General features: G+C 69.3%; 22 protein-coding genes. 9 read left to right on the top strand and 13 right to left on the bottom strand.

The annotated features are described in order from the left end of the window. Positions 1–6: 6 nt before the first annotated feature. Positions 7–1,158 carry a hypothetical protein gene (locus tag ACFORO_RS22185; RefSeq protein ID WP_377874111.1) on the bottom strand — a complete coding sequence of 384 codons (1,152 nt, stop codon included), beginning with the start codon at positions 1,156–1,158 and terminating at the stop codon, positions 7–9. Between the two features lie 194 nt (positions 1,159–1,352). Between ACFORO_RS22185 and ACFORO_RS22180 the strand changes: the two genes are divergently transcribed. Beyond that, positions 1,353–2,933: an acyltransferase family protein gene (locus ACFORO_RS22180; RefSeq protein WP_377874112.1), complete on the top strand. Its 1,581-nt coding sequence runs from the start codon at positions 1,353–1,355 to the stop codon at positions 2,931–2,933. 77 nt (positions 2,934–3,010) lie between these two features. Here the strand turns inward: ACFORO_RS22180 and ACFORO_RS22175 are convergent, their stop codons facing one another. Both ACFORO_RS22175 and ACFORO_RS22170 read right to left on the bottom strand, forming a co-directional pair. Continuing rightward, on the bottom strand, positions 3,011–3,688 hold the full coding sequence (locus ACFORO_RS22175; protein WP_377874113.1) for a response regulator: 678 nt from the start codon (positions 3,686–3,688) through the stop codon (positions 3,011–3,013). Then, complete coding sequence (locus ACFORO_RS22170) at positions 3,685–4,806, bottom strand: sensor histidine kinase (protein WP_377896625.1); 1,122 nt, start codon at positions 4,804–4,806, stop codon at positions 3,685–3,687. The genes ACFORO_RS22175 and ACFORO_RS22170 overlap by 4 nt, the downstream gene beginning before the upstream one ends. 134 nt (positions 4,807–4,940) lie before the next feature. Here ACFORO_RS22170 and ACFORO_RS22165 point away from each other — a divergent pair, with 134 nt between their 5' ends. Beyond that, the gene (locus ACFORO_RS22165) at positions 4,941–5,573 is read left to right on the top strand and encodes a dihydrofolate reductase family protein (protein WP_377874116.1); all 633 of its coding nucleotides are present in this window, start codon (positions 4,941–4,943) and stop codon (positions 5,571–5,573) included. Here ACFORO_RS22165 and ACFORO_RS22160 read toward each other — a convergent pair. Beyond that, positions 5,510–6,355: a helix-turn-helix transcriptional regulator gene (locus tag ACFORO_RS22160; protein ID WP_377874117.1), complete on the bottom strand. Its 846-nt coding sequence runs from the start codon at positions 6,353–6,355 to the stop codon at positions 5,510–5,512. The two genes, ACFORO_RS22165 and ACFORO_RS22160, sit on opposite strands and share 64 nt — an antisense overlap. A 103-nt stretch (positions 6,356–6,458) precedes the next feature. On the opposite strand from ACFORO_RS22160, the gene ACFORO_RS22155 reads away from it, so the two are divergent. From ACFORO_RS22155 to ACFORO_RS22140, 4 genes are read left to right on the top strand one after another with little or no spacing between them, the layout of a single operon-like run. Beyond that, positions 6,459–7,901 (top strand): MFS transporter, encoded by a 1,443-nt coding sequence (locus ACFORO_RS22155; protein ID WP_377874118.1) that lies wholly within the window; start codon positions 6,459–6,461, stop codon positions 7,899–7,901. A gap of 46 nt (positions 7,902–7,947) precedes the next feature. Beyond that, positions 7,948–8,472: an RNA polymerase sigma factor gene (locus ACFORO_RS22150; RefSeq protein WP_377874119.1), complete on the top strand. Its 525-nt coding sequence runs from the start codon at positions 7,948–7,950 to the stop codon at positions 8,470–8,472. Further along, positions 8,465–9,358 carry a VOC family protein gene (locus ACFORO_RS22145; protein WP_377874120.1) on the top strand — a complete coding sequence of 298 codons (894 nt, stop codon included), beginning with the start codon at positions 8,465–8,467 and terminating at the stop codon, positions 9,356–9,358. The genes ACFORO_RS22150 and ACFORO_RS22145 overlap by 8 nt, the downstream gene beginning before the upstream one ends. A gap of 52 nt (positions 9,359–9,410) precedes the next feature. Then, positions 9,411–9,794: a hypothetical protein gene (locus tag ACFORO_RS22140; protein WP_377896624.1), complete on the top strand. Its 384-nt coding sequence runs from the start codon at positions 9,411–9,413 to the stop codon at positions 9,792–9,794. A gap of 27 nt (positions 9,795–9,821) precedes the next feature. Here ACFORO_RS22140 and ACFORO_RS22135 read toward each other — a convergent pair whose 3' ends face one another. Both ACFORO_RS22135 and ACFORO_RS22130 read right to left on the bottom strand, forming a co-directional pair. Next, entirely contained in the window at positions 9,822–10,232 is a 411-nt protein-coding gene (locus ACFORO_RS22135) for a VOC family protein (protein ID WP_377874122.1), read from the bottom strand. 106 nt (positions 10,233–10,338) lie between these two features. Continuing rightward, complete coding sequence (locus ACFORO_RS22130; protein WP_377874123.1) at positions 10,339–11,646, bottom strand: UDP-glucose dehydrogenase family protein; 1,308 nt, start codon at positions 11,644–11,646, stop codon at positions 10,339–10,341. Between the two features lie 173 nt (positions 11,647–11,819). On the opposite strand from ACFORO_RS22130, the gene ACFORO_RS22125 reads away from it, so the two are divergent. Then, the gene (locus ACFORO_RS22125) at positions 11,820–12,578 is read left to right on the top strand and encodes an SDR family NAD(P)-dependent oxidoreductase (RefSeq protein WP_377874124.1); all 759 of its coding nucleotides are present in this window, start codon (positions 11,820–11,822) and stop codon (positions 12,576–12,578) included. Positions 12,579–12,629: 51 nt separating this feature from the next. Here the strand turns inward: ACFORO_RS22125 and ACFORO_RS22120 are convergent, their stop codons facing one another. From ACFORO_RS22120 to ACFORO_RS22110, 3 genes are all read right to left on the bottom strand, one after another. After that, entirely contained in the window at positions 12,630–13,310 is a 681-nt protein-coding gene (locus ACFORO_RS22120) for a class I SAM-dependent methyltransferase (RefSeq protein ID WP_377874125.1), read from the bottom strand. Between the two features lie 158 nt (positions 13,311–13,468). Then, positions 13,469–14,134: a PadR family transcriptional regulator gene (locus ACFORO_RS22115; RefSeq protein WP_377874126.1), complete on the bottom strand. Its 666-nt coding sequence runs from the start codon at positions 14,132–14,134 to the stop codon at positions 13,469–13,471. Between the two features lie 412 nt (positions 14,135–14,546). Then, complete coding sequence (locus ACFORO_RS22110; protein WP_377874127.1) at positions 14,547–16,193, bottom strand: TM0106 family RecB-like putative nuclease; 1,647 nt, start codon at positions 16,191–16,193, stop codon at positions 14,547–14,549. A 106-nt stretch (positions 16,194–16,299) separates the two neighbouring features. Here ACFORO_RS22110 and ACFORO_RS22105 point away from each other — a divergent pair, with 106 nt between their 5' ends. Further along, the gene (locus tag ACFORO_RS22105; protein WP_344282073.1) at positions 16,300–16,779 is read left to right on the top strand and encodes a DUF6474 family protein; all 480 of its coding nucleotides are present in this window, start codon (positions 16,300–16,302) and stop codon (positions 16,777–16,779) included. Positions 16,780–16,846: 67 nt separating this feature from the next. On the opposite strand, the gene ACFORO_RS22100 is transcribed toward ACFORO_RS22105, so the two are convergent. The 4 genes from ACFORO_RS22100 to ACFORO_RS22085 are packed head-to-tail and all read right to left on the bottom strand — an operon-like array spanning position 16,847 to position 20,427. After that, positions 16,847–17,818 (bottom strand): glycine betaine ABC transporter substrate-binding protein, encoded by a 972-nt coding sequence (locus ACFORO_RS22100; RefSeq protein WP_377874128.1) that lies wholly within the window; start codon positions 17,816–17,818, stop codon positions 16,847–16,849. Beyond that, entirely contained in the window at positions 17,818–18,597 is a 780-nt protein-coding gene (locus ACFORO_RS22095; RefSeq protein ID WP_354736083.1) for an ABC transporter permease, read from the bottom strand. Before ACFORO_RS22095 ends, ACFORO_RS22100 begins: the two co-directional genes overlap by 1 nt. Beyond that, positions 18,594–19,793: an ABC transporter ATP-binding protein gene (locus tag ACFORO_RS22090; RefSeq protein WP_377874129.1), complete on the bottom strand. Its 1,200-nt coding sequence runs from the start codon at positions 19,791–19,793 to the stop codon at positions 18,594–18,596. The genes ACFORO_RS22095 and ACFORO_RS22090 overlap by 4 nt, the downstream gene beginning before the upstream one ends. Beyond that, positions 19,780–20,427: an ABC transporter permease gene (locus ACFORO_RS22085; protein WP_354736211.1), complete on the bottom strand. Its 648-nt coding sequence runs from the start codon at positions 20,425–20,427 to the stop codon at positions 19,780–19,782. Before ACFORO_RS22085 ends, ACFORO_RS22090 begins: the two co-directional genes overlap by 14 nt. Positions 20,428–20,707: 280 nt before the next feature. Here ACFORO_RS22085 and ACFORO_RS22080 point away from each other — a divergent pair, with 280 nt between their 5' ends. Beyond that, entirely contained in the window at positions 20,708–21,253 is a 546-nt protein-coding gene (locus ACFORO_RS22080; protein WP_377896623.1) for a hypothetical protein, read from the top strand. The last annotated feature ends 54 nt before the right edge of the window (positions 21,254–21,307 follow it).

Below are 21,307 nucleotides of genomic sequence, written 5' to 3'. Positions count from 1 at the left end.
GGCGGCTCAGGGCGCCACGTGCGCGATGGTCAGCAAAAACGCGCCGTACCAAGCACTTCCGACGGTGAGCACCGGCAGCAGCACGGCCAGCACCCGGTTCGGCAGCTTCGCCAGCATGAGCGCGACCGGCACGGTCAGCACGAACGCCGGCAGCAGGAAACGCGCGCGGGACTGGAAGAAGTTCGACGAGCACAGCGCGATCACCACGGTGAGCGTGCCGTAGATCTGCCACGGCAACGGCAGCTTTGTCGCCCAGGTCCAGAACTGCAGCACCACAGCGGCGAGCACGACGAGCGCGGTCACGGTGATCCAGCTGGCGTCGTCCGAGGTGAGGCCGTCGCGGACCTGGGTCCAGGTGAAGACGCCGAAGTCGAAGTGCATCTGCCAGGCGTTCTGCAGCCAGAACCAGCCGTCCGGGCGGCCGGTCTGGATCCAGACGTAGCCGAGGTAGCCCAGCAGGCCGAGCGGCGCGAGCAGCCCGCCGACCCACGGCCGCCAGCCGTCGCGCCGCTGGAAAACCGCGATGAGCGCGGCGATGCCAACGGCGGCGATCAACGCGCCGGAACTCGCCCTGGTCAGCCCGGCCAGCACCGCGAACCCGCCCGCCACCAGCCATTCGCGCCGCGCGAGCATCACGAACGTCCAGGCCACGAGCGCCATCAGCAGCGATTCCGAATACGCCAGATGCAGCGCCGTCGAACCCGGCCCGATCGACCAGAGCACGGCGACCAGCAGGCCCACGCGCGGTCCGGCCAGGTCGCGGCCCAGCACGAACAAGCCCCACGCCGCCGCGCATCCGGCCAGCAGCGAGATCGTCATCCCGGCCACGAGCGGCGGGATCCCGACCAGCGTCAGCAACCCCACCGTCGCCGGGTAAAGCGGGAAGAACACCAGGCTGTTTTCGACCGGCAAGCCGTCGGTGCCGAGCGTGATCGGCTGGTCGTAGCCGTGCTGCGCGACCGACAGGAACCAGTTCGCGTCGAAGTTGTCGATGAACCGGCCCGGCGAGACGTCGGCCTTCCAGCTCATCATCCACAGCACGCCGAACGCGACGATCTGGAACAGCAGGTAGAGGCTGATCGCCGGGGCGGCTTGGCGGAACGCGGCACGCAGGGTCGGCGAACGCTCGACGGCTCCGTCGAGACTGGACTGCTGCACGCTCCCCGAACTCCTGAACTAGCTAGCGCGAAACCGGACGAATTCCTGCCTGATCGTACCTGCCGACCGCATAATCCGAGGCCAGAACGGGTGTTGTGACTTATCCCCCGCTTACCGCCAATTGCGGGGAGTACCTCCGGGCCGGGGGTGCGAGGCGGTAGCCTTCACGAGGTTGTCGGTAGCGGAAGACGGGGGTGATCACGCTGGCCGAGCCGGATTCCGCTGCCTCGGCCGAGTCGTCGCCCGCGCCGCCGAAGAAAACCCGGATCGTCTTCATCGACATCGGTCGCGGCCTCGGCGCGCTGCTGGTCTTCTACAGCCACATCGCCCATCCGTGGATCATCGCGAAGAACGACAAAGCCCCGTACGTCGACTTCATCGAGGCGCTCACGAGCGATCCGATGCACATGTCGAAGCAGGGCATCGGGCAGATCGCGGTGCCGTTCTTCTTCCTGGTCAGCGGTTTCGTCGTGACGCCGATCGCGCTGCGCCAGGGTACCGGGCGATTCGCGCTCAACCGGTTCATCCGGGTGTACGCGCCGATGCTGTTCGTGGTGGCACTGACAGTGTTCCTGCTGCTGGTGAACCTGCACCCGCCGTCAACCGGCCAGGCGCAGACGCTGAACCCGCTCACCGTCTTCACCAACACCACGCTGGCCAACTACCTGATCTTCCCGCAGGTCGTGCTGGTGCCGGTGGCCTGGACGATGATCGTCGAGGTCATCTTCTACCTGCTGCTGATGGCGGTGCTGCCGCTGCTGCGCCGGTGGGTGTGGCTCGGGATCGCGGTGGAGCTGACGTTCATCTTCGTGGTGATGATGAGCCGGTCGCAGTTCGGGCCGTCGTGGTCGCTGTTCGCGGTGAACGTCTCGTACCTGCCCGCGATGCTGATCGGCCAGATCGTCTGGGCGACGACCAAGAAGCAGATCCCGCTGTGGACGGGTGCGCTATACGGCGGCTGCGCGTGGTCGCTTTACGTGCTGGCGGACGTCATCGACGTCGGCCGGGTGGACAGCTCGTACAACCTCGCGCTGGCTTTCGCCGTCGCTTGCTTCCTGATGGGCATGTTCGCCGAGGACCGGCTGAAACAGCGCAAGATCTGGACCATGCTGTCCGAGCGCAGCTACTCGATCTACCTGCTGCACATGCTGGTCACGTTCGTGCTGCTGCAGTTGCTGCGCCCGGCGGTGCCGCTGCCGATCGCGCTGCTGATCGTGATCCCGGCGGTGTTCGGGGTGGTCGAGCTCAGCTACCGGTTCGTGGAACGGCCGAGCCACTCGCTGGCGCGGCGGCTGTCGCATCGGCCGAAGCCGCCTCCGCCCGCACCGGAAACGCCCGAACCCCCGCCTCCGCCGCCAGTCGAGACGCCGGGGGAAAAGACTCAGCTCGTCGACGACTCCGAAGTGACCCTCGAGATCCCGAGGATTCCCGCCGAACCGACGCCACCGCGTCGTCCGGCGCCTCGGCCGCGTCCGGTGCCGAACGGGCGGATGCCGAGGAATGGCGCTCCGCCGCCGAACGAGCCTCCGCGCGCTGACCAGCCGCGCACGATGACACCTCGGGCGAATGGCGGCGCGCACCGGGCGCGTCCCGCCGCCGAATCAGGCGTCGACCGCACCGCCGAACCGCCTGCGCGCCGGCCGATGCCTCCGCGTCGGCGGCCGTCAGCTCCGCCGGAGCTGCGCTACCAGCCGGACCAGGAAAACCAGGGCCAGCGCGGCGACCAAGACGATCTCCCACGCCACCGGGACTCCTTCCGCCACACCCCTCGCTGAGTGATGCTCTGCCTGTAGGGCGTGCGAGGGTGGGAGGGCGTTCACCGACACGGCGTAACTCACACTCCTGGCTTAGCTCATTCGTGCGAGCCGCGGCGCGGGGTGACGAGGCCGGATTCGTACGCCAGCACCACCAGTTGCGCTCGGTCGCGAGCGCCGATCTTGGTCATGATGCGGCTGACGTGCGTCCGCGCCGTCGCCGTGGAGATCACCAGGTGGGCGGCGATTTCGTCGTTCGACAACCCGCCCGCGACCAGCGCCAGCACCTCGCGTTCGCGTTCGGTCACCTCCCGCACGGCCGAGGTGTCGATCCGCCGGTGCTCGGGCCGTCCGACGATCTCGGCGATCAACCGGCGCGTGACGGTCGGGGCGAGCAGCGCCTCCCCCGCCGCGACGACGCGCAGCGCGTGCAGGAGTTCGACCGGCTCGGTGTCCTTCAGCAGGAAGCCGCTGGCCCCGGCGCGGAGTGCCTCGTAGACGTACTCGTCGACGTCGAAAGTGGTCAGGACCAGCACTTTCACCCCGGTGAGCTCGGGGTGCGAGGTGATCCGGCGGGTCGCTTCGAGACCGTCGGTGCCGGGCATCCGGATGTCCATCACGACGATGTCCGGCCGGTGCTCGACCGCCCGCGCGACGGCCTGCTCGCCGTCGCTCGCCTCGCCGGCCACCTCGAAGCCGTCCTCGGTGTCGAGCAGCAGCCGGAATCCGGCGCGGACCAGGGCCTGGTCGTCGGCCAGTACGACGCGGATGGTCATTTCTCCCCCTCCACGGGCAGTTCCGCCCGCACCTGGAAACCCTGCCCGGTGACGCTCGCCTCGACACTGCCGCCGAGTGCGGTCGCGCGTTCCCGCATGCCGCGCAGCCCGTGCCCGGGCGTCGGCTGGACGGTGCCGCGGCCGTCGTCGCGCACGACCAGGACCAGCGTGCCCGGCCTCCGTTCGAAACGGACCTCGACGCGCTGAGCCCCGTCGGCATGCCGGACGACATTGGTGAGCGACTCCTGCAGGATCCGGTACGCCGCGCCGTCCACCGGCGCGGGCAGTTCGCCGGGTTCGCCGTGCAGTTCGACTGCCAGCCCGGCGGCGCGCGCGTGGTCGAGCAACTCTTCGACCTGCGCGAGGCTCGGCGCGGGCGCGCGGTTCTCGCCGGAACGCAGCACGGCGAGAGTCGCACGGAGGTCGTTGAGCGCGGACGCGCTGGCCGCCTTGATGTTGAGCAGCGCCTCCTTCGCCTCCTCCGGCCGCCGATCCGCGACGTGCGCGGCGACGCCCGCTTGGACGTTAATCATGGCGAGGCTGTGCGCGACGACGTCGTGCACCTCGCGAGCGATGCGGAGCCGCTCCTGCTCGGCCATCCGGTGCCGGTGCTCGTCGGCCTGCTCGCGCCGGGCAGCGACAGCCGCGAACTGGAACCGGACCGCGGTCGCGATGCCGATCACGGCAGCCATCCAGACCACGGCGAACAGTGCCCAGGCGCTGACCGCAAACGTTTGCGCCAGGATGATGTGGACGACGTAGGCCGCCGCGAGGACAGCTGCGCCGGTGCACCCAGCGACCACCGGGCCCTTCCGCCGCGTGAGCACGAAGAGCGCGACAGTGGGGACGATGATCACCGGCCCGCCCGGTTCGGGCGACAGGTAGTACGCGTACGCCGAGGCCGCGGTGAGCACGAAGAGCGGCAGCGGGTACCGGTGGACGAGCAGCAGGGTGAGCACGGTCGCGGCCAGCCACGCGGCGCCAAGCGGGCTCAGCGGATGCGGCGCGTGCTGCCAGCGGCCGGACGCGCTGGAGCCGCCGAGCACGAAAGCGAGCACCACGAAGGTCCGGAACACCCGCCCGAACCACAGGTTCCGCGCCCGCCACCAGTAGTGCATGGTGCGAAAACTACCGGGGAAGGCGGCCGGGCGCGTCCGTTGTGAAGCGCGGGCTCGGGCTACGCGCGGCGCGGTATGTCGAGAACTCCCGGACGGCTCCGTTCACTGGTCAAACGGCGAAAAAGGAGACGGTGATGGGCGAGGTAGTGGCTGGGGCGAGCATGTCGCTGGACGGTTTCGTGGCAGGACCGGGCGAATCGGGGTTCGATCTGCTCTTCGGCTGGACGGGCAACGGCACCGAGGAGGTGCCGACCGCGCAGCCGGGACGCGCGCTGCGCATGTCCCCGGCCAGCGCGAAGGTCGTGCGCGCGCAGCTGGAATCGACCGGCGCGCTGCTTGTGGGCAGGCGGCTGTTCGACCTGACCTCGGGCTGGGGCGGCACGCATCCGTTCGGCGTGCCGGTGGTCGTGGTGACGCACGAACCACCTGCCGGATGGGAGGACTCGCCGTTCACCTTCGTGACCGAAGGCATCGAGGTCGCGGTGGCGCGGGCGAAAGAACTGGCCGACGGCCGCGACGTCGGCGTGAACGCGGGCGAGATGGCGCGACAGTGCTTGACTGCCGGACTGCTCGACGCGTTGCGGATCGATCTGGTGCCGGTGCTGCTCGGCGGCGGGGTGCCGTTCTTCGGCGAGTTCGGCCTGGGCCCGGTGCGCCTCGGCGAGCCGGACATCGTCCCCGGCGAGAGCGTGACCCACCTGCGCTACCGCGTCGTCGGCACGAATTCCCGCAGCTTCGCATGCGTCTCGTCGTTCGCCGGGGTGTAGACCGACATCCGGATTTCCGAGCGGCGGCCGGCGTAGAGGTAGGTGAAGTCGAACGTCAGCAGGCCCGCGTCCGGGTGCAGGTACCGCTTGCTCTTGGCCAGCTCGGTGTTCACGTCGTGGCGGCTCCACAGCTCGTCGAAGCACGGCGACTCCGCCCGAAGCCGTTTGACCAGCGACTTCCAGCCGGGCTCGCCCACGTGCTCGGCCATCGCCGCGCGGAAGGACGAGACCATCCGCGGCACGTTCTGTTCCCAGTCGACCATCCGCTCTTTCCACTGCGGATTGAGCAGGCACTGCACGAGCGTGTTGCGTTCCTCGTAAGGGATCGCGTCGACGCCGCCCATCAGCCAGTTGTAGCCGGCGTTGTGGCCGAGCACGTCGAAGCGCGCGTTGCGGACCGCGACCGGGAACGGCTCCAGCTGGACCATCATGTCGTGCATCGACGGCGTGATCGCGGAGCAGTGCTTCTTCTCCGTCACCGGCTCCGGCGCGCCGGCCAGGGTGAACAGGTGCACGTGCTCGTGCGGGTCGAGCCGGAGCGTGCGGGAGATCGCGCTGAGCACCTGCTCGGACGCGTTGATGTCGCGGCCCTGTTCGAGCCACGTGTACCAGGTGACGCCCACCCCGGCGAGCTGCGCGACCTCTTCGCGACGCAACCCCGGCGTGCGCCTGCGGCCGCTGAGCGGCAGGCCGACCTGCTCGGGCGTGATCCGGCCGCGCCGGTTGCGAAGGAACTCTCCCAGCTCGGTCCGGCGCAGGCGGTCTTCGATGCCAGTGGTCACGAATACCAGGTAAGCACACCGCCGACCCTGTTACCAGGTAGTCGTGGTACCAGGATAAAAGCACACCTGGTACCAGGGTCTCGCGCGGCGGAACGTAGTACTCATGACGACTACCACCCCTGCCCCGACGACGGCCACCGCTGCCGTCGGGACGCCGGAGCGGACGGGACTCACGTCCGCCGGCTTGATCACCGTGCTGCTGGGGGCAGCGCTGCCGATCATCGACTTCTTCATCGTCAACGTCGCCCTGCCCACGATCGATGCCGACCTGCGCGCGTCCACCGCGACCCTCGAACTCGTCGTCGCGGGCTACGGCATCGCGTACGCGGTGCTGCTCGTGCTCGGCGGACGGCTCGGCGACACCTTCGGCCGCCGCAGGCTCTTCCTGCTCGGTCTCACTCTGTTCACGCTCACCTCGCTGGCCTGCGGCGTCGCCCCGGATGCCGCCACCCTGGTCATCGCCCGCATGGCGCAGGGCGCGGCTTCGGCGATGCTGCTGCCGCAGGTGCTGTCGATCATCCAGGCCGGCACGTCCGGCGAACGCCGTTCCCGCGCGATCGGCCTCTTCGGCGCGACCGGTGGCATCGCCACCGTGGTCGGGCAGCTGCTCGGCGGTGCGCTAGTGGCGGCCAACGTGTGGGACCTGAGCTGGCGGCCGATCTTCCTGGTCAATGTGCCGATCGGGATCATCGGGCTGCTGATCGCGCGCCGCACGGTGCCGGACAGCCGGGCGAGCAACCCGCTCGGCGTCGACCGCTGGGGCACCGTGCTGCTGGCCGTTTCGCTGCTGTCGCTGCTGATCCCGATCATGGAAGGCCGCGCGCTCGGCTGGCCGTGGTGGAGCATCGCGCTGCTGGTGCTCTTCCCGTTCGCCGCGGTTGGCTTCGCCCGGGTGGAGCGGAAGCTGGAAGCCGCGGGCGGCACGCCGCTGTTGCCGCCAGCGCTCCTGCGCACCGCGAGCGTGCGGCACGGGTTGACCGTCGCGGTGCCGTTCTTCTGCGCCTTCGGTTCGTTCATGTTCGTCTACGCGGTGACCTTGCAGAACGGCCTGCACCTCGGTCCGCTCGGCGCGGGACTGGCGTTGACCCCGATGGCCGTCGCGTACTTCACGACCTCGCTGGTCAGCAGTCACCTGGTCGCCCGGTTCGGCCGCAAGATCGTGCCGATCGGCGGGCTGATCCTCACCGTCGGCCTGCTCGCGCTCGCCGGGACCGCGCTGCTGGACTGGCCCGACCTGTCGATCTGGCAGCTGGCCCCGGCGATGGTGCTGATCGGCGTCGGCAACGGGCTCGCGATGAGCACGCTGTTCCGGGTGGTGCTTTCGCGAGTGCCCGCCGACCTGGCGGGTGTCGGCGGCGGCGTGCTGACCACGACCCAGCAGACGTCGCTGGCGCTGGGCGTCGCGGTGCTCGGCAGCCTTTTCGCCAGCTTGAGCGTGCCCGGCGCGATGGGCTACCAAGGCGCGTTTGTGCTGGTCATCGGGATCTTGGCGGTGCTGGCGCTGCTGGTGTCCGGGCTGGCGCGGAAGCTGCCCGACCCGCGCTGAGAAATTCGACCGACGGAAAACCCCGCTCCCGGACGACGATGGAGATGTGACGGAACCTCGGGTGCAGCCAGACCCGGCCTTCGCGCTGCTCGGCCTCTACGAGACGGCCCTGCCGGAGGTCTATGGCTACCTGCTCGCGAGGTGCGGCAACCGCGTGCTGGCGGAGGAACTGACGTCCGAGACGTTCCTGAGCGCGGTCGCCGCTTGCCGCAAGGAGCACGCGCCGCCGGTGAGCACGCCCTGGTTGATCGGGGTGGCCCGGCACAAACTGGCCGATCACTGGCGGCGCGCCGAACGGGAACAGCGCGGGCTTCGGCTCGTGCACGACGCCGGATGCGACGTCGAGGATCCCTGGGACGAACAGCTCGACGCCCTGCGCGCGCGGCAGGTGCTCGAAACGCTGGCGGTCCCGCATCGGGCAGTGCTCACCTTGCGGTACGTCGACGGCCTTCCGGTTCGCGACGTCGCCGCGCACCTCGGCCGGACCATCCACGCGACGGAGGCGTTGCTGACGCGGGCCAAGACCGCGTTCCGCCGCGGCTACCAGGAGAAGGAGGGACGTGATGGCTGAACCGTTCGACGCGCTCGCGCTGCCCTCGACTCCGGCCGATCCCGATCCGGCCTTCGCCGAGCAGCTGCGGGACGACCTCCGCCGTCTGATCCTGAACGGAGCGGAGATGACCACCACCGAAACCACGCCTCAGCGCGCACAAGCGGGTGCGCTGACGCCGTACCTGGTCGTGACCGACGCCCGGGCCGCGCTCGACTTCTACGTCGAGGTCTTCGGCGCGCGCCGCCGGTCCGAGCCGATCGTGATGGACGACGGCCGGGTCGGGCACGCCGAACTGGACATCGGCGACAGCGTGCTGATGTTCGCCGAGGAGTTCCCCGAGCTGGGCAATGTCGTGGCTCCCGAGGGCGGCGCGATGGTGCGCGTCGAGGTGCCCGACCCGCAGGGTGCGGCGCGGCGGGCGGTGGAGCTGGGCGCGGAACTGCTGCGTCCGGTCGAGGACCGCGGCTACGGGCTGAACGGCGTGATCAAGGACCCGTACGGTCAGCGCTGGCTGGTCGGAAAGGCCGCGCCACAAGCGAAAACGCCCGGGGAACGCACGTATCGGCACGGCGAGGCCGGGTACTTCACCTTCCAGGTGCCCGACGAGGTCCGGGCCAAGGCGTTCTACGGCGCGGTGCTCGGCTGGCAGTTCAACCAGGGCAGCCTGCCGACCGCGTGGCGCATCGAGGGCCACGGCCTGCCCGGCGGGCTGTGGGGCGGGCAAGAACTGCAGACCGGGTGGAAGCTGATGTTCGCCGTCGACGACCTCGAAGCCGCGCTCGGCCGGGTGCGCGAGCAGGGCGGCCGGGCGGGCGAGGTGGAGAACCCGCCGTACGGCCGAACGGCGGATTGTGCCGACGACCAGGGGATCGAGTTCTGGTTGTGGGAACAGCCACGCACGTGACCTCGGCCAAAACCCCGGCGGCAAACCGGCCGCCGGGGCGCACACTCAAGGGATGGCCGCGCACTGGACGCCCCGCGACGAAGCCGAACTGACCGCCGGTTGGCAGCTGTGGCTCGCGCTGGGCTCGTGCGCCTGGCCGGGACCGGACTGGGACGGCACGCCCGCCGAAGCCGTCCGCGGCCTCGAACGCTGCTTCACCGCGTGCGACGAGATTCTCGCCGCGCACGACCAGCCCGACTCCGCGGTCGCCGGGCTGGTGCGCTCGATGATCCTTGCCGCGAACTGGACGCTCGGACTGTGGCGCGACGACTCGGATCCGCTTGACTCCGAACGCGCCGCGCTGCTGCACGCCGACCTGGCCGCTTTCGCCGACCACGCGGAAGGCGTCCGGACCCTGCTGGCCGCAGGAGGCGGGTGGGCCTCGCTTCCGCTGTGACCCGCCCGCCTGCTGTCTACAAAGGACTTACCAGCTCGCCGGACGTTTCCGTTCCGGCTCGTACGGCTGCGTGATGACCTCGATCCCGTTTCCGCCCGGGTCAAGGAAATACACGCCGCGTCCGCCGTGGTTGTGGTTGATCTCGCCGGGGCCCTGACCGCCCGGCCCGGCGTGGTAGTCAACCCCGGTTTCCTTCAGGCGCAAGAAAAACGCGTCGAAGTCGTCTTCCGGAATGAGGAAGCAGTAGTGCTGCAGCCTGCGATCGCCGTCCGGGACCGTGGCGAAGTCGAGCCGTACGCCGTTGCTGGTTTCGACGGGGATGAACGGGCCCCATTCCTCGCCGATGTCGAAACCGAGCAGGTTCGCGAAGAATTCGGCGGATTCCCGGTTGTTCCGGGACGGGACCATCAGGTGATTCAGCTCAAGAGAGAGGGACACGAAGCAATGCCTCCAGAAGGCATTCCAGCACCTCCATGTCTCACCCAGCCGGTGACCGACACGCGATGCCGCCGACGACTATAACGCAGCGGAAGCGGATCTCCAATCAGGAAACCGGAACCCGCCGCCGGGCCGCGCGCGGACGGCCCACGCCCTGCCACGACAATCCCGCGTCGAGGATCATCCCCGGGTCAAGCAGATTCCGGGTGTCGACGACGTCGTCGCCTTCCATCGCGTCCGCGATCGCCACCCAGTCGAGGTTGCGGAACTCGGCCCATTCGGTAAGCACCACAACGACATCCGCGTCTTTGGCGACCTGGTACGGATCGTCCACGACGGTCATCCCGGCGATGCCGCCGGACACCGCCGGGTCGTACGCGGTGATCTCCGCGCCGAGCGCGCCCAGCACCGAAGACACTGCCAGCGCGGGGGAATCGCGCAGATCGTTCGTGCCCGCCTTGAACGCCAAGCCCAGTACGCCGATCCGCGCACCGGCCAGAGTTCCGCCGCAGGCGCCGGCGATCTTCGCCACGATGCGGTCGCGCTGGGCGATGTTCTCGTCGATCGCCGAGGTCAGCATGCGGAAGTCGTAGTCGACCGACTCGGCGACCTTGACCAGCGCGCTGGTGTCCTTGGGCAGGCAGGAACCGCCCCATCCGGGGCCAGGCTTGAGGAACGTGCGGCCGATGCGCCGGTCGTAACCCATTCCTTCGGTGACCAGGTCGATGTCCGCGCCGAGCCGTTCGCACAGTTCGGCGATCGAGTTCACATAGGACAGTTTGAGCGCGAGGAAGCAGTTCGCCGCGTACTTGACCAGTTCCGCGCTGGCCGCGTCGGCGACCACGATCGGTGCGGCGAGATCGCCGTACAGCTGCCCGACCCACGCGGCCGCGGCGCGCGAGTCCGACCCGACCACGATCCGGTCCGGGTTCAGGAAGTCTTGCACCGCAGTGCCTTCGCGCAGAAACTCCGGGTTGGACACCACCGGCACGTCGTCCCGGCCGACCATCGCGCTGATCCGTTTCGCGGTGCCGACCGGCACCGTCGACTTCGTGATCAGCGCGCAGCCGGCGGGCAGCACGTCGCCGATCTCGGCGGTCACCGCCTCCACCGCACGCAAATCCGCGGACCCGCCCGCGCCCATCGGCGTCGGCACGCAGAGGAAGACCCCTTCCGCGCCGCGAACGGCTTCCCGCGCGCCGACGACGAACGACAGCCGTCCGTTCGCCAGTCCGCGGGAGACCAATTCGGCCAGTCCTGGTTCGAGGATGTCCACGCGGCCCGCTGAGAGCCGGTTCACTTTCGCCACGTCCACGTCCACGCAGGTGACGCGATGCCCGAGGCTCGCGAGACAAGCCCCCGTGGTCAATCCGACGTATCCCGTCCCTACCACCACGATCCGAGCTGAGCTCATAGTGCTGAAGGTGACAGCCGGAGTTGACCTGAGTGCTAACGGAAGCGGTCGAGGCCGAATACTCCTCGCGACGAGAAGCGGGTGAGGCGACACACTCCGGCCCGCGTGCGAACGAGCGTTAACCTGGGCGCGGAGGTGCACCGCGGCACCTGAGAGCAGGAGGAAGGCTGAAGATGCAGATCACCGACACCGCAGCGCTCGTCACGGGTGGCGCGTCCGGTCTCGGCGGCGCGACCGCCAAGGCACTGGCCGCGAAAGGCGCGCGGGTGTTCGCGCTCGACCTCGCGCCCTCGATCGAGAAGGCCGAGCAGGTCGACGGCGTCACCTACGTCGAGGCCGACGTGACCGACCCGGACCAGGTGCAGGCCGCCGTCGACACCGCGGCGAGCTCGGGCGTACCGCTGCGCACGGTGGTCAACTGCGCCGGCATCGGGCCGTCCGCGCGCATCCTGTCCAAGCGGGGCAGGCACGACCTCGGGCTGTACGCGAAGGTCATCCAGATCAACCTGATCGGCACCTTCACCGTGCTCACCGTCGCCTCCGAGGCGATCGCGAAGACCGAGCCGCTGGCCGACGACGCACGCGGCGTGATCATCAACACCGCGTCCGTCGCCGCCTTCGACGGCCAGATCGGGCAGGTGGCGTACGCGTCGTCCAAGGGCGGCGTGGTCGGGATGACCCTGCCCGCCGCGCGCGACCTCGCCTCGCACGGCATCCGCGTGCTGACGATCGCGCCCGGCATCGTCGACACCCCGATGCTCGCCACCGTCAGCGACGAGTTCCGCGCCGGCCTCGCCGCCGGGATTCCGTTCCCGAAGCGGCTCGCGCGCCCGGACGAGTACGCGCAGCTCGCCCTGTCGCTGATCGACCACGACTACCTCAACGGCGAGGTCGTCCGCATGGACGGCTCGCTGCGGATGGCCCCGCGCTGACCTGCGGGGAGTGGGTGTGCCGCCCGCTCGGCGGCACACCCACTCCTCCGGTCACTCCTTGCGCAACCGCACCTCGAGGCCGATCCCGTCCGGGGTCACCTCGCAGGTGCGGAACTTGCTCTCCGCGACGGTCGCCCTGAACTGCTCCGGCGTGTACGCCCGCCGCCGCAGCCCGCGGAGCACCCGGACGGTGGAGAACGTGCCCACCGGGCCGAGATTCATCCGCTCGACCTCAGCGTCGAGTTCCGCGTCCGTGGTGCTCCGGCTCAAGTCCTGCACCAGCGCGACGCCGCCGGGCCGCAGCACCCGGTGCATCTCGTCGAGCGCGTCCACCGGGTCGGCGAAGTTCTTGAACGCCGCCTGGCAGATCAGGAAGTCGAACGACCCGTCCGCGAACAGCATCGCCGCCACGTCGCCCCGGCGGAAGTCCACCGTGACGCCCTGCTCTTTCGCGTACTCCCTGGCCAGCTCGACAAACGTGCGGCTGACGTCCAGCCCCGTCACCTTGCACCGCCCGGTGCGAGCCATTTCGACTGCGAAGAACCCCGGCCCCGGCGCGACCTCGAGCAGGTCAGTGCCCTCGGCCAGGTCCGCGGCCATCATCTCGGCCGTCTCGCGATACTGCACAAGCTGCGGTTCGGTACGCCGCCCCCGCGCGTACGCCCGGGCGATCGGCCCCTCCATCTCCGGCAGCAGTTTCGTGCGATGACGTTTGACCTGGGTGTTCCCCATGTGCTTCTCCCTGTTCGGTGAGTACCGAACCAGCGCCGCACGAGGGGTGCCCCTTATCCTTGTTACGCAGCCTGAGGACAGGTACCCGCACACGCGGTTTCCGGTTCGACGGTTCCCGTCCCGGGGGCGGTGTGCCAGCACCTCCTCCGGGACTCTCTTTATTCCCCTTCGTTCTTGACGAAGGCGGTCATTTCGTCCGCGTTCTTCACGAAAGCGGTCATGTCGGGCAGCTCCCCGGTTTCCCGGTAGCGCCGCCATTCCTCGACCCCCGAAATCGCTCCGGAGGCGAGCTCCGCACGCAGCCCGCGGATCCATTCGGCCTCCGCGCGCCACATCGCCAGTTGGTATTCGCTCTCCACGAGAAACAGCCGGGACAGCTCGGCCCGCATCTTCTCCAACGCCGCGACGCGGTCGTCGATCATCCGCTCCAGCTCATCGACCCGGCTCCGCAACCGCTGGTCAACGAGGTCCGGCCCAATCGCGAGCATCACCGACAGCCCAGTGTGAAACCGCGTCGGTTCCGGATCAGGGGTCCCGAGCAGCTCGGCGATCCAATCCTCGAGCTCAGCCTGGCCGGCCTCAGTGATCCGATAAACGGTCCGCTCCGGCCGGGCCCCGTTCCGTACGTTTTCGACCGCCTCGATGAAGCCGTGCTTTTCGAGGTTGCCGACCACGGTGTAGAAGGAGCCCCACTTGATCTTCAGATCGCCCTCTTTGCCGCGTCTCCGCAGCACAGTGGCGATTTCGTACGGATGCATCGACTGCTCGCACAACGCGGCCAGCACGGCGAGGCCCAGCATGTTGGACACCTTCCGCCGCTTCACGCCGACCTCCTCTCGTGGACGAGTACTCGTCGACGAGTATATGCAGAAGCGCGCCAGCCTGCAACGACCGGAGACACGGGACGACCTTGGCGAGGAAGGCCGAGGGCAGGGCCGCGCGAGCTAGCCCACGCGGGCAATCAGGACCTGTTGCAGCAATGCGGAATGCAGGAGTCCGCCGCGGGTTCCGGCAACGCCGGACCCCCGACGAGTCACCGCACCTCGCAAGAAGACAACCACCCACACCCCCACAACCCCGATACGAAGCCAAAAACACGGGCGGCGGGTGCTTGTCAAGGCATCTTTCCCGCCTTGACAAGCACCCGCCGCCCGTAGTCACAATCCGGCTGAGGGGTGGTGGACCCACGCCGACCCGGCACCGGCAGAGACACCGGCACCAGCAGAGGCCAAGAATTCAGATATCCAGCATGTACGGAACCTCGTCCTGAGCCCGCCCGCTCATCCACTCCCGCAAGGCCTTAGTAGCCAGCACATCATCCTCGTTGTACCGCAACAACCGCTCCCGCTGCCCGTCATCGGGAACCGCCCCGTCCATCCCGACCGCGTCCCGGTACCACCGCATCGAAGCCTCGCCCCCGGCCTCCGGATCCCGCCAGGCGAACCCGGCCACCGGAGCGATCACCTTCAACCCCTTGCCCCGCGAGCACAGGAACTGATCCGTGACACTGCGGAACAGATCCACCCACTCATCAGAATCCACAAAGGACTGCACAGCCCGCTTCTCCGGAACCCCGGAATACTCCCCGAACCGATCCACCGACCCGAACAGCCACCGGTTCTCCGCGAGCGCGTTGTAGCAATACGCCCGGAAAGTCAGCCCCGCGGCGAGAGTCCGCGCACGAACATCCGTGAACCAAGCCCAAAACTCCGCGAACGACCGCGCCTCGTCCACCGTCGGCAACGGCTCCCAGGTCGCGAACGCCCGGTACCCCTGCGGCACCCCGATGTCCGCTCCGGACAGCAGCGTCCCCCACAGGTAAGCCCCGGCGTCGCCGAAACTTTCCATGTCCACGTCGACCTCGACGTCCGCGCGCGGCACCTCGATCCGCGGCGTCCGGCGCACCACGGTGAGATCCGCCAGCCACGCCCGGGCGAGCATGATCGCGTCGGAGAACGTGCCGCCCGTCCAGTTCATCGGCGGCGCTTCGGCGGCCGGATCCAGCGCGGCCAGCTTGTCTACAGTGGACACTCCGACGCGCCGCAGCTCGCCCGCGTCCTCGCCGCGCACCACCAGGCTCACGTCACGCGTCTCGGTGAGCACGACCTCGCAGGCGGCCCAGAACGGACACCGCCGGCACTCCAGCACTCGCGAAGGCGCGGCCAACGCTTCCGCGCCGGTGGCGGCTGCGGTCGCGACAGCGAGCCGGTCCTCGAAGCGCGCGTCGTACTCGTCCAGCGCGCTGCGGCCGCCCGGCCAGGTGCCCGCGGTGAGGTCGTGCCACACGACGACATCAGCGTCGAGACCGATCACCCCGCCGACCGCGCGTCCGCTGGCCGCCAGCTTGCGCGACTCCAGCATTCGCCGCAGGTGCGCGAGCCGCAGCTGGTCTCGCGGCTGCGAGCGCACCTTGCGCAGTTCGTCCGGCGAACGACGCGCCGGGTCCAGCTCCGTCATCGCGGTGGTGGGCGCGCCCTGGCCCCGGTCGGTGATCCGGTGCCGGACCACCAGCACCGGCACGTATCCGTCGTCGACCCGCACGAGCAGGTCGATCCCGCCGCGCCGGTGCCCGACCGGATCGGCGGGCAGCAGCGCGCCCCAGATGTACTGCGCGGCATCGGCGAACGCCTGCTCGGTGAGCCGCACCCGCTCGCCAGCGGGCGCGGCGCGCGGCACTCGCGCCCAGGTGGCGTCCGGCCCCGAGGCCGCGACCAGCTGTTCGAGGATTTCCTCGCGGTGCGCGGTCGCGTCGTCGATGCGCTGCTGCGCCGTCGGATCCGGCGGCGGCAGCGGCACGTCGCGCATCGCCGGGTCGTGTTCCAGGTGCACCCGGCGGCGGCAACGGCTCACCGCTCCCGCGTCGAGCAACACCTCGTCTCCCATAGCGATCACAATAGATCGTGGGTACGACATTCCCCGCGCGAGCCGACATGCCCGTCACGTCGGGGACCAGTAAGTTCATCCGGAGAAGGCGTGGGAGGTAACGGCCATGGCGCGCAAGGCCAAGCAAGACAAGGCCAAGCAGGACGAGGGTGAAGCCCGGATCACCCCGAAGAAGGCGAAGAACGCGGTCGCGGTGGCCAAGGTGCTCGGACCGGCGGTGCTGCCGGTGCTCGCGCCGTACGCGGTCCGCGCGGCGGGCGCGGCGCGGGAGGCGTACGACCGCTACCAGGCCCGCAAGCTGGGCGTCGCCGTCGACCAGCTCGGCGAGTACACCGGCCGCGGCGCGGCGCTGCACGCCCGGATCGCGGGACTCGTGCAGGGCCTCGGCGAGCTGAAGAAGTCGGCGAAGGCGACCGAGCAGGACCAGAAGTTCGCCGCCGAGACGCAGTCGACGCTGGAGCAGCTGTCGGCCACGGTGCGCGCCGCCGAGCGCATGCCCGCGGCTCGGCGCAAGGCCGCGCACCGCGCGGTGACCGGCGAACTCGAACGGCTCGAAGACCAGCTGCTGCACCGCTTGGGCATCTGAAAAGCCGTGAAGGGCTCCTTGCGGGAATCAGATTCCCTCAAGGAGCCCTTCACGGACCGCTGATGCGCTACTTGATGAAGCCCTTCTCGAGCATCCAGTCGTGCGCGACGGTACCGGCGTCCTTGCCGTCCACGTCGACCTTCTTGCACAGCTCGACCATCTGCTTGTTGTCGAGCGCCGCCGCCACCTTCTCCAGCGGACCGCGGATCTCCGGGTACTTGTCCAGGAACTCCGTGCGCAGCGTCGCCGCGGCGTTGTACTGCGGGAACGCCTTCTTGTCGTCCTCCAGCACGCGCAGGTTCAGCCCGGAGATCCGGCCGTCGGTGGTGAACACCTCGCCGACCGGGCAGGTGCCGTTGGCCACCGCCGAATAGATGGTGCCGATCCCGAAGTTCTCGATCTTCGGGTTCTTGAACCCGTACGCCTTGACCGCCGCCGGGAACCCGTCCTGGCGGCTGGTGAACTCCGTCTCCAGGCAGAACCGGTTCTGGTCCGGATGCGTGGTGAGGAACTTCGCCAGGTCCGAGGTGGACTTGAGGTTGTTCTTCGCCGCGTACGCCTCGGTGGTGGCGAACGCGTACTGGTCGTTCAGCGGCGAGTACTTCAGCCAGGTGACGCCGTACTTCTCCGCGTCGGCCTTCGCCGTGGCGTCGTACTGCGCCTTCTCCCCGCCCGGAACCGGCAGCTCGTTGCCCTGGTAGTTGATCCAGCCGGTGCCGGTGTACTCCCAGGTCACGTCGGTCTGCCCGTTGAGCAGCGCCTGCCGGGACGAGTTCGACCCCTTGATGTCGGTGAGGTCGATGACGTCCATGCCCGCCGCGCTCAGCGCCATTTCGGCCATGTAGCCGAGGATGATGTTCTCGGTGAAGTCCTTCGACCCGACGACCACCCGCTGGCCTTCGAGCGAGGAGATCGGCCGGATCGAGCCCGGTTCGATCTTGAACGGGATCGAGGTGTTGACGTCGAGCCCGCACGCCGAGAGCGTCCCGGCGAGCAGGGCGGCGCCGACCAGCGCGCCCGCCTTTTTCAGGACGTTCATCAGCGCAGTCCCTTCGGTCCGAAGTACTGCTCGGCGACCGCGCCCAGCCAGTCCACCAGCAGCGCCAGCGCGACGGCCAGCACCGAACCGGTGATCAGCACCTTCGTGAGGTTGAGCTTGTAGCCGGTGTCGATCAGGAGCCCGAACCCGCCCGCGTTGACGAACATGCCGAACGTCGCGGTCCCGACCGCCAGCACGAGCGACGTGCGCAGGCCGGCCAGGATCAGCGGGACGGCGAGCGGGAATTCCACCCGCCACAGCACCTTCTGCGCGGACATCCCGATGCCGCGGCCCGCGTCGATCAGCGACGGGTCCACCTGCTGGATGCCGACCATCGTGTTGCGCAGCACCGGGAGCAGCGAATAGAACGCCAGCGGCAGCGCCGCGACCCAGAGCCCGCCGACCGCGCCGGTGAAGATGAACCACAGCACCAGCACGCCGAGGGCGGGCGCGGCCTGCCCGATGTTCGCGATCGCCAGGAAGATCGGCGCGAGCCACTTCGCCCACGGCCGGGTCACGATGATCCCGAGCGGCACCGCCACCAGCACCACGATCGCGGTGACCACGACGGTCATCGCCAAGTGGTCGCGCAGCGCGGTGAGCAGCGACTCCGCGTTCAGAGTCTCCTTTTCGGTCGCGGTGAGCCCGCTGGCGAACACCCAGATGAGCGTGACCGCGACGATCAGCACGACGACGACGGGCTGCGCGAACAGCCGGACGCGTTCCGCGCGGCGGGAGCCTGATTCGGTACTGAAACCGGTATCGACGGCAGCGGTCATGCCGTGGCCCCGTCCTCATCGACGTGGTCGTCGGCGTGCTCGTCGCGCAGCTGCTGGATCGTCGCGATGACCGTGTCCAGCTTGATCGTGCCCGCGTATTCGCCGCGCGCGCCGGTGACCGGCACCGAACCGCCTTCGGCGAGCATCGCCTCGAGCGCGTCCTGCAGCGTCGACTGGAGGCTCACGATGTCGCGCAGCGGCTTGCCGACCGAACCCAGCGACGTGGCGTTGGTCAGCTCGCGCACGTGCACCCAGCGGATCGGCCGCCGCCGCTGGTCGAGCACCAGCGCGAACGGCTTGCGCGATTTGCTCAGCTTCTCCCGCACGTCGGCGGGCGATTCGTCGATCGTCGTGGTGAGCGCGTCCTGCTGCAGTTCGACGTCGCGCACCCGCAGCAGGGTCAGCTGCTTGAGCGAAGCGCCGGCGCCCACGAAACCGGCGACCGTGTCGTCCGCCGGGTTCGCCAGGATCGACTCCGGCGTGTCGTACTGCAGGATCTTCGACTGGTTGCCGAGCACCGCGATCCGGTCGCCGAGCTTGACCGCCTCGTCGAAGTCGTGCGTGACGAAGACGATCGTCTTCTTCAGGTCGGTCTGCAGCCGCAGCAGTTCGTCCTGCAGGTTGCCGCGGGTGATCGGGTCGACCGCGCCGAACGGCTCGTCCATCAGCAGCACCGGCGGGTCGGCGGCGAGCGCGCGGGCCACGCCGACGCGCTGCTGCTGACCACCGGACAGCTGGCGCGGGTAGCGGTCGCGGAAGTCGGCCGGGTCGAGCCCGACCAGGTCCATCATCTCCTCGACCCGCGCGGTCACCTTCTTCTTGTCCCAGCCGAGCAGGCCGGGCACGACGGCGATGTTCTGCGCGACGGTGAAGTGCGGGAACAGCCCGGCCTGCTGGATCGCGTAGCCGATCTGGCGGCGCAGGGTGTCCACGTCGAGCTTCAGCGCGTCCTGCCCGCCGATGGTGATCCGGCCGGACGACGGCTCGATCAGCCGGTTGATCATCCGCATCGTGGTGGTCTTGCCGCAGCCGGACGGGCCGACGAACACCACGATCTTGCCCGCGGGCACGACCATCGAGAAGTCGTCGACCGCGGGGGCGCGGGTGCCGGAGTAGCGCTTGGTGACGTGGTCCAGTTCGATCTCGACGCCGGAGACGTTTTCTTCTTCGGTCGCAGTGTGCTCAGCCACGGACACCCCTAGAAATGGTGAATCGCTTGATCAGGACGTAGATGCCGTCGAGCACCAGCGCGAGGACGACCACGCCGATGGTGCCGGTGAGGGCCTGGTTGAGGGAGTTCGTGCTCCCGGCGTTGGTGAGGCCGGAGAAGACCTCCGCGCCGAGGCCGGGGCCCTTGGCGTAAGCCGCGATCACCGCGATGCCCATGAGCATCTGCGTGGCGACCCGCATGCCGGTGAGGATCGCCGGCCAGGCCAGCCGCAGTTCGACCCGGGTGAGCACGGAAAGCCTGCTCATCCCGATGCCGCGGGCGGCGTCGGTGATCGCCGGGTCGACCGCGTCGAGGCCGACGATCGTGTTGCGGACGATGGGCAGCAGGCCGTACAGCACGAGCGCGATCACCGCGGTGGTCGAGCCGAGGCCCGAGAGCGGGATCAGCAGACCCAGCAGGGCGAACGACGGGACGGTGAGGATCGTGCTGGCCAGTGCCGTGGCGACTGCGGAGCCGATGGGGCTGCGATAGACGGCGATGCCGATCAGCACGCCCAGGATCGCGGCGAGGATCGTGCACTGCACCACCATGCTGGTGTGCAGCCACGCCTGGAGCAGCAGCCTTCCCCACCGGTCCGAGATGTACTCGAAGAGGTTCATCCGTATTCGTTCTCCCGCCAGCTTGCGAGCCCCGGACGTCACCCGTTCGGAGTAGCCCATCAATCGGCAGGGTGACTACCCGGAACGGATACGGTCGAAACCCCCACTTCTCGGTTGTGATTACCCACCGTTTCGCATCCCCGAGGGGTCGGCAACCGAAGCGAGGGGCCCCACCGGGCGGTTTTTACCGGATCGAGACCCGCCTACCTGGACCTTTTCCGCAGTTGCTCACCATTCGAGACGCTTCAGTCACCCACCGGAGTGCCGTTAAGCTGCCCGAATGAGCACCCCGGCCCGGCATCGCGGCGCACTCGCCGCTGTCCGTGGCGGGCTGCTCGCTCTGAGTTCGGCGTCACTCGCCGTCACCGCGCACGCGGCCGCCGACGGCGGGCTGCCGGATCCCGCGCTCACCCTGCTGCTGACCGGCCTGCTCGGCTGGACCGCCACCGCGCTCGCCGGCCGGGCCCGCGGACCGCTCGCCACGATCGCCGTGCTCGGCGGCGGACAGCTCGTCATGCACCTGGTGCTGACGACGCTCGGCGGGCACGACCCGAGCGGCGCGGCTGCCGCGCTGGACGGCTGGGCGATGACCGCGGCGCACGCCGTCGCGACCCTGCTCACCGCGCTGGTGCTGGCCCGGGCGGACGCGATGCTGCTCGCGGTGCTGCGCGTGGTGCGGGTGATTCTTCCGCTGCTGGTCCGGCCGTTGCCGGTTCCGGTGGCGGCGGCTGGGATCGCACGGCCGCGTGCGGCTGGTGCGGTGCCGTTGCTGAGCGTTGAACTGAGGCGCGTCCGGGGACGGCGCGGACCCCCTGAGGGCTCCTGAACCCCTCGTGAGTGTTCAAGCCGGTTCTGATCGGCTTTGCCACTCACCACCCCC

Source organism: Amycolatopsis halotolerans (genome assembly GCF_042647905.1).
In the GTDB taxonomy this organism is placed as follows: Bacteria; Actinomycetota; Actinomycetes; order Mycobacteriales; family Pseudonocardiaceae; genus Amycolatopsis; species Amycolatopsis halotolerans.
This window is presented reverse-complemented; position numbering and strand designations above follow the sequence as displayed.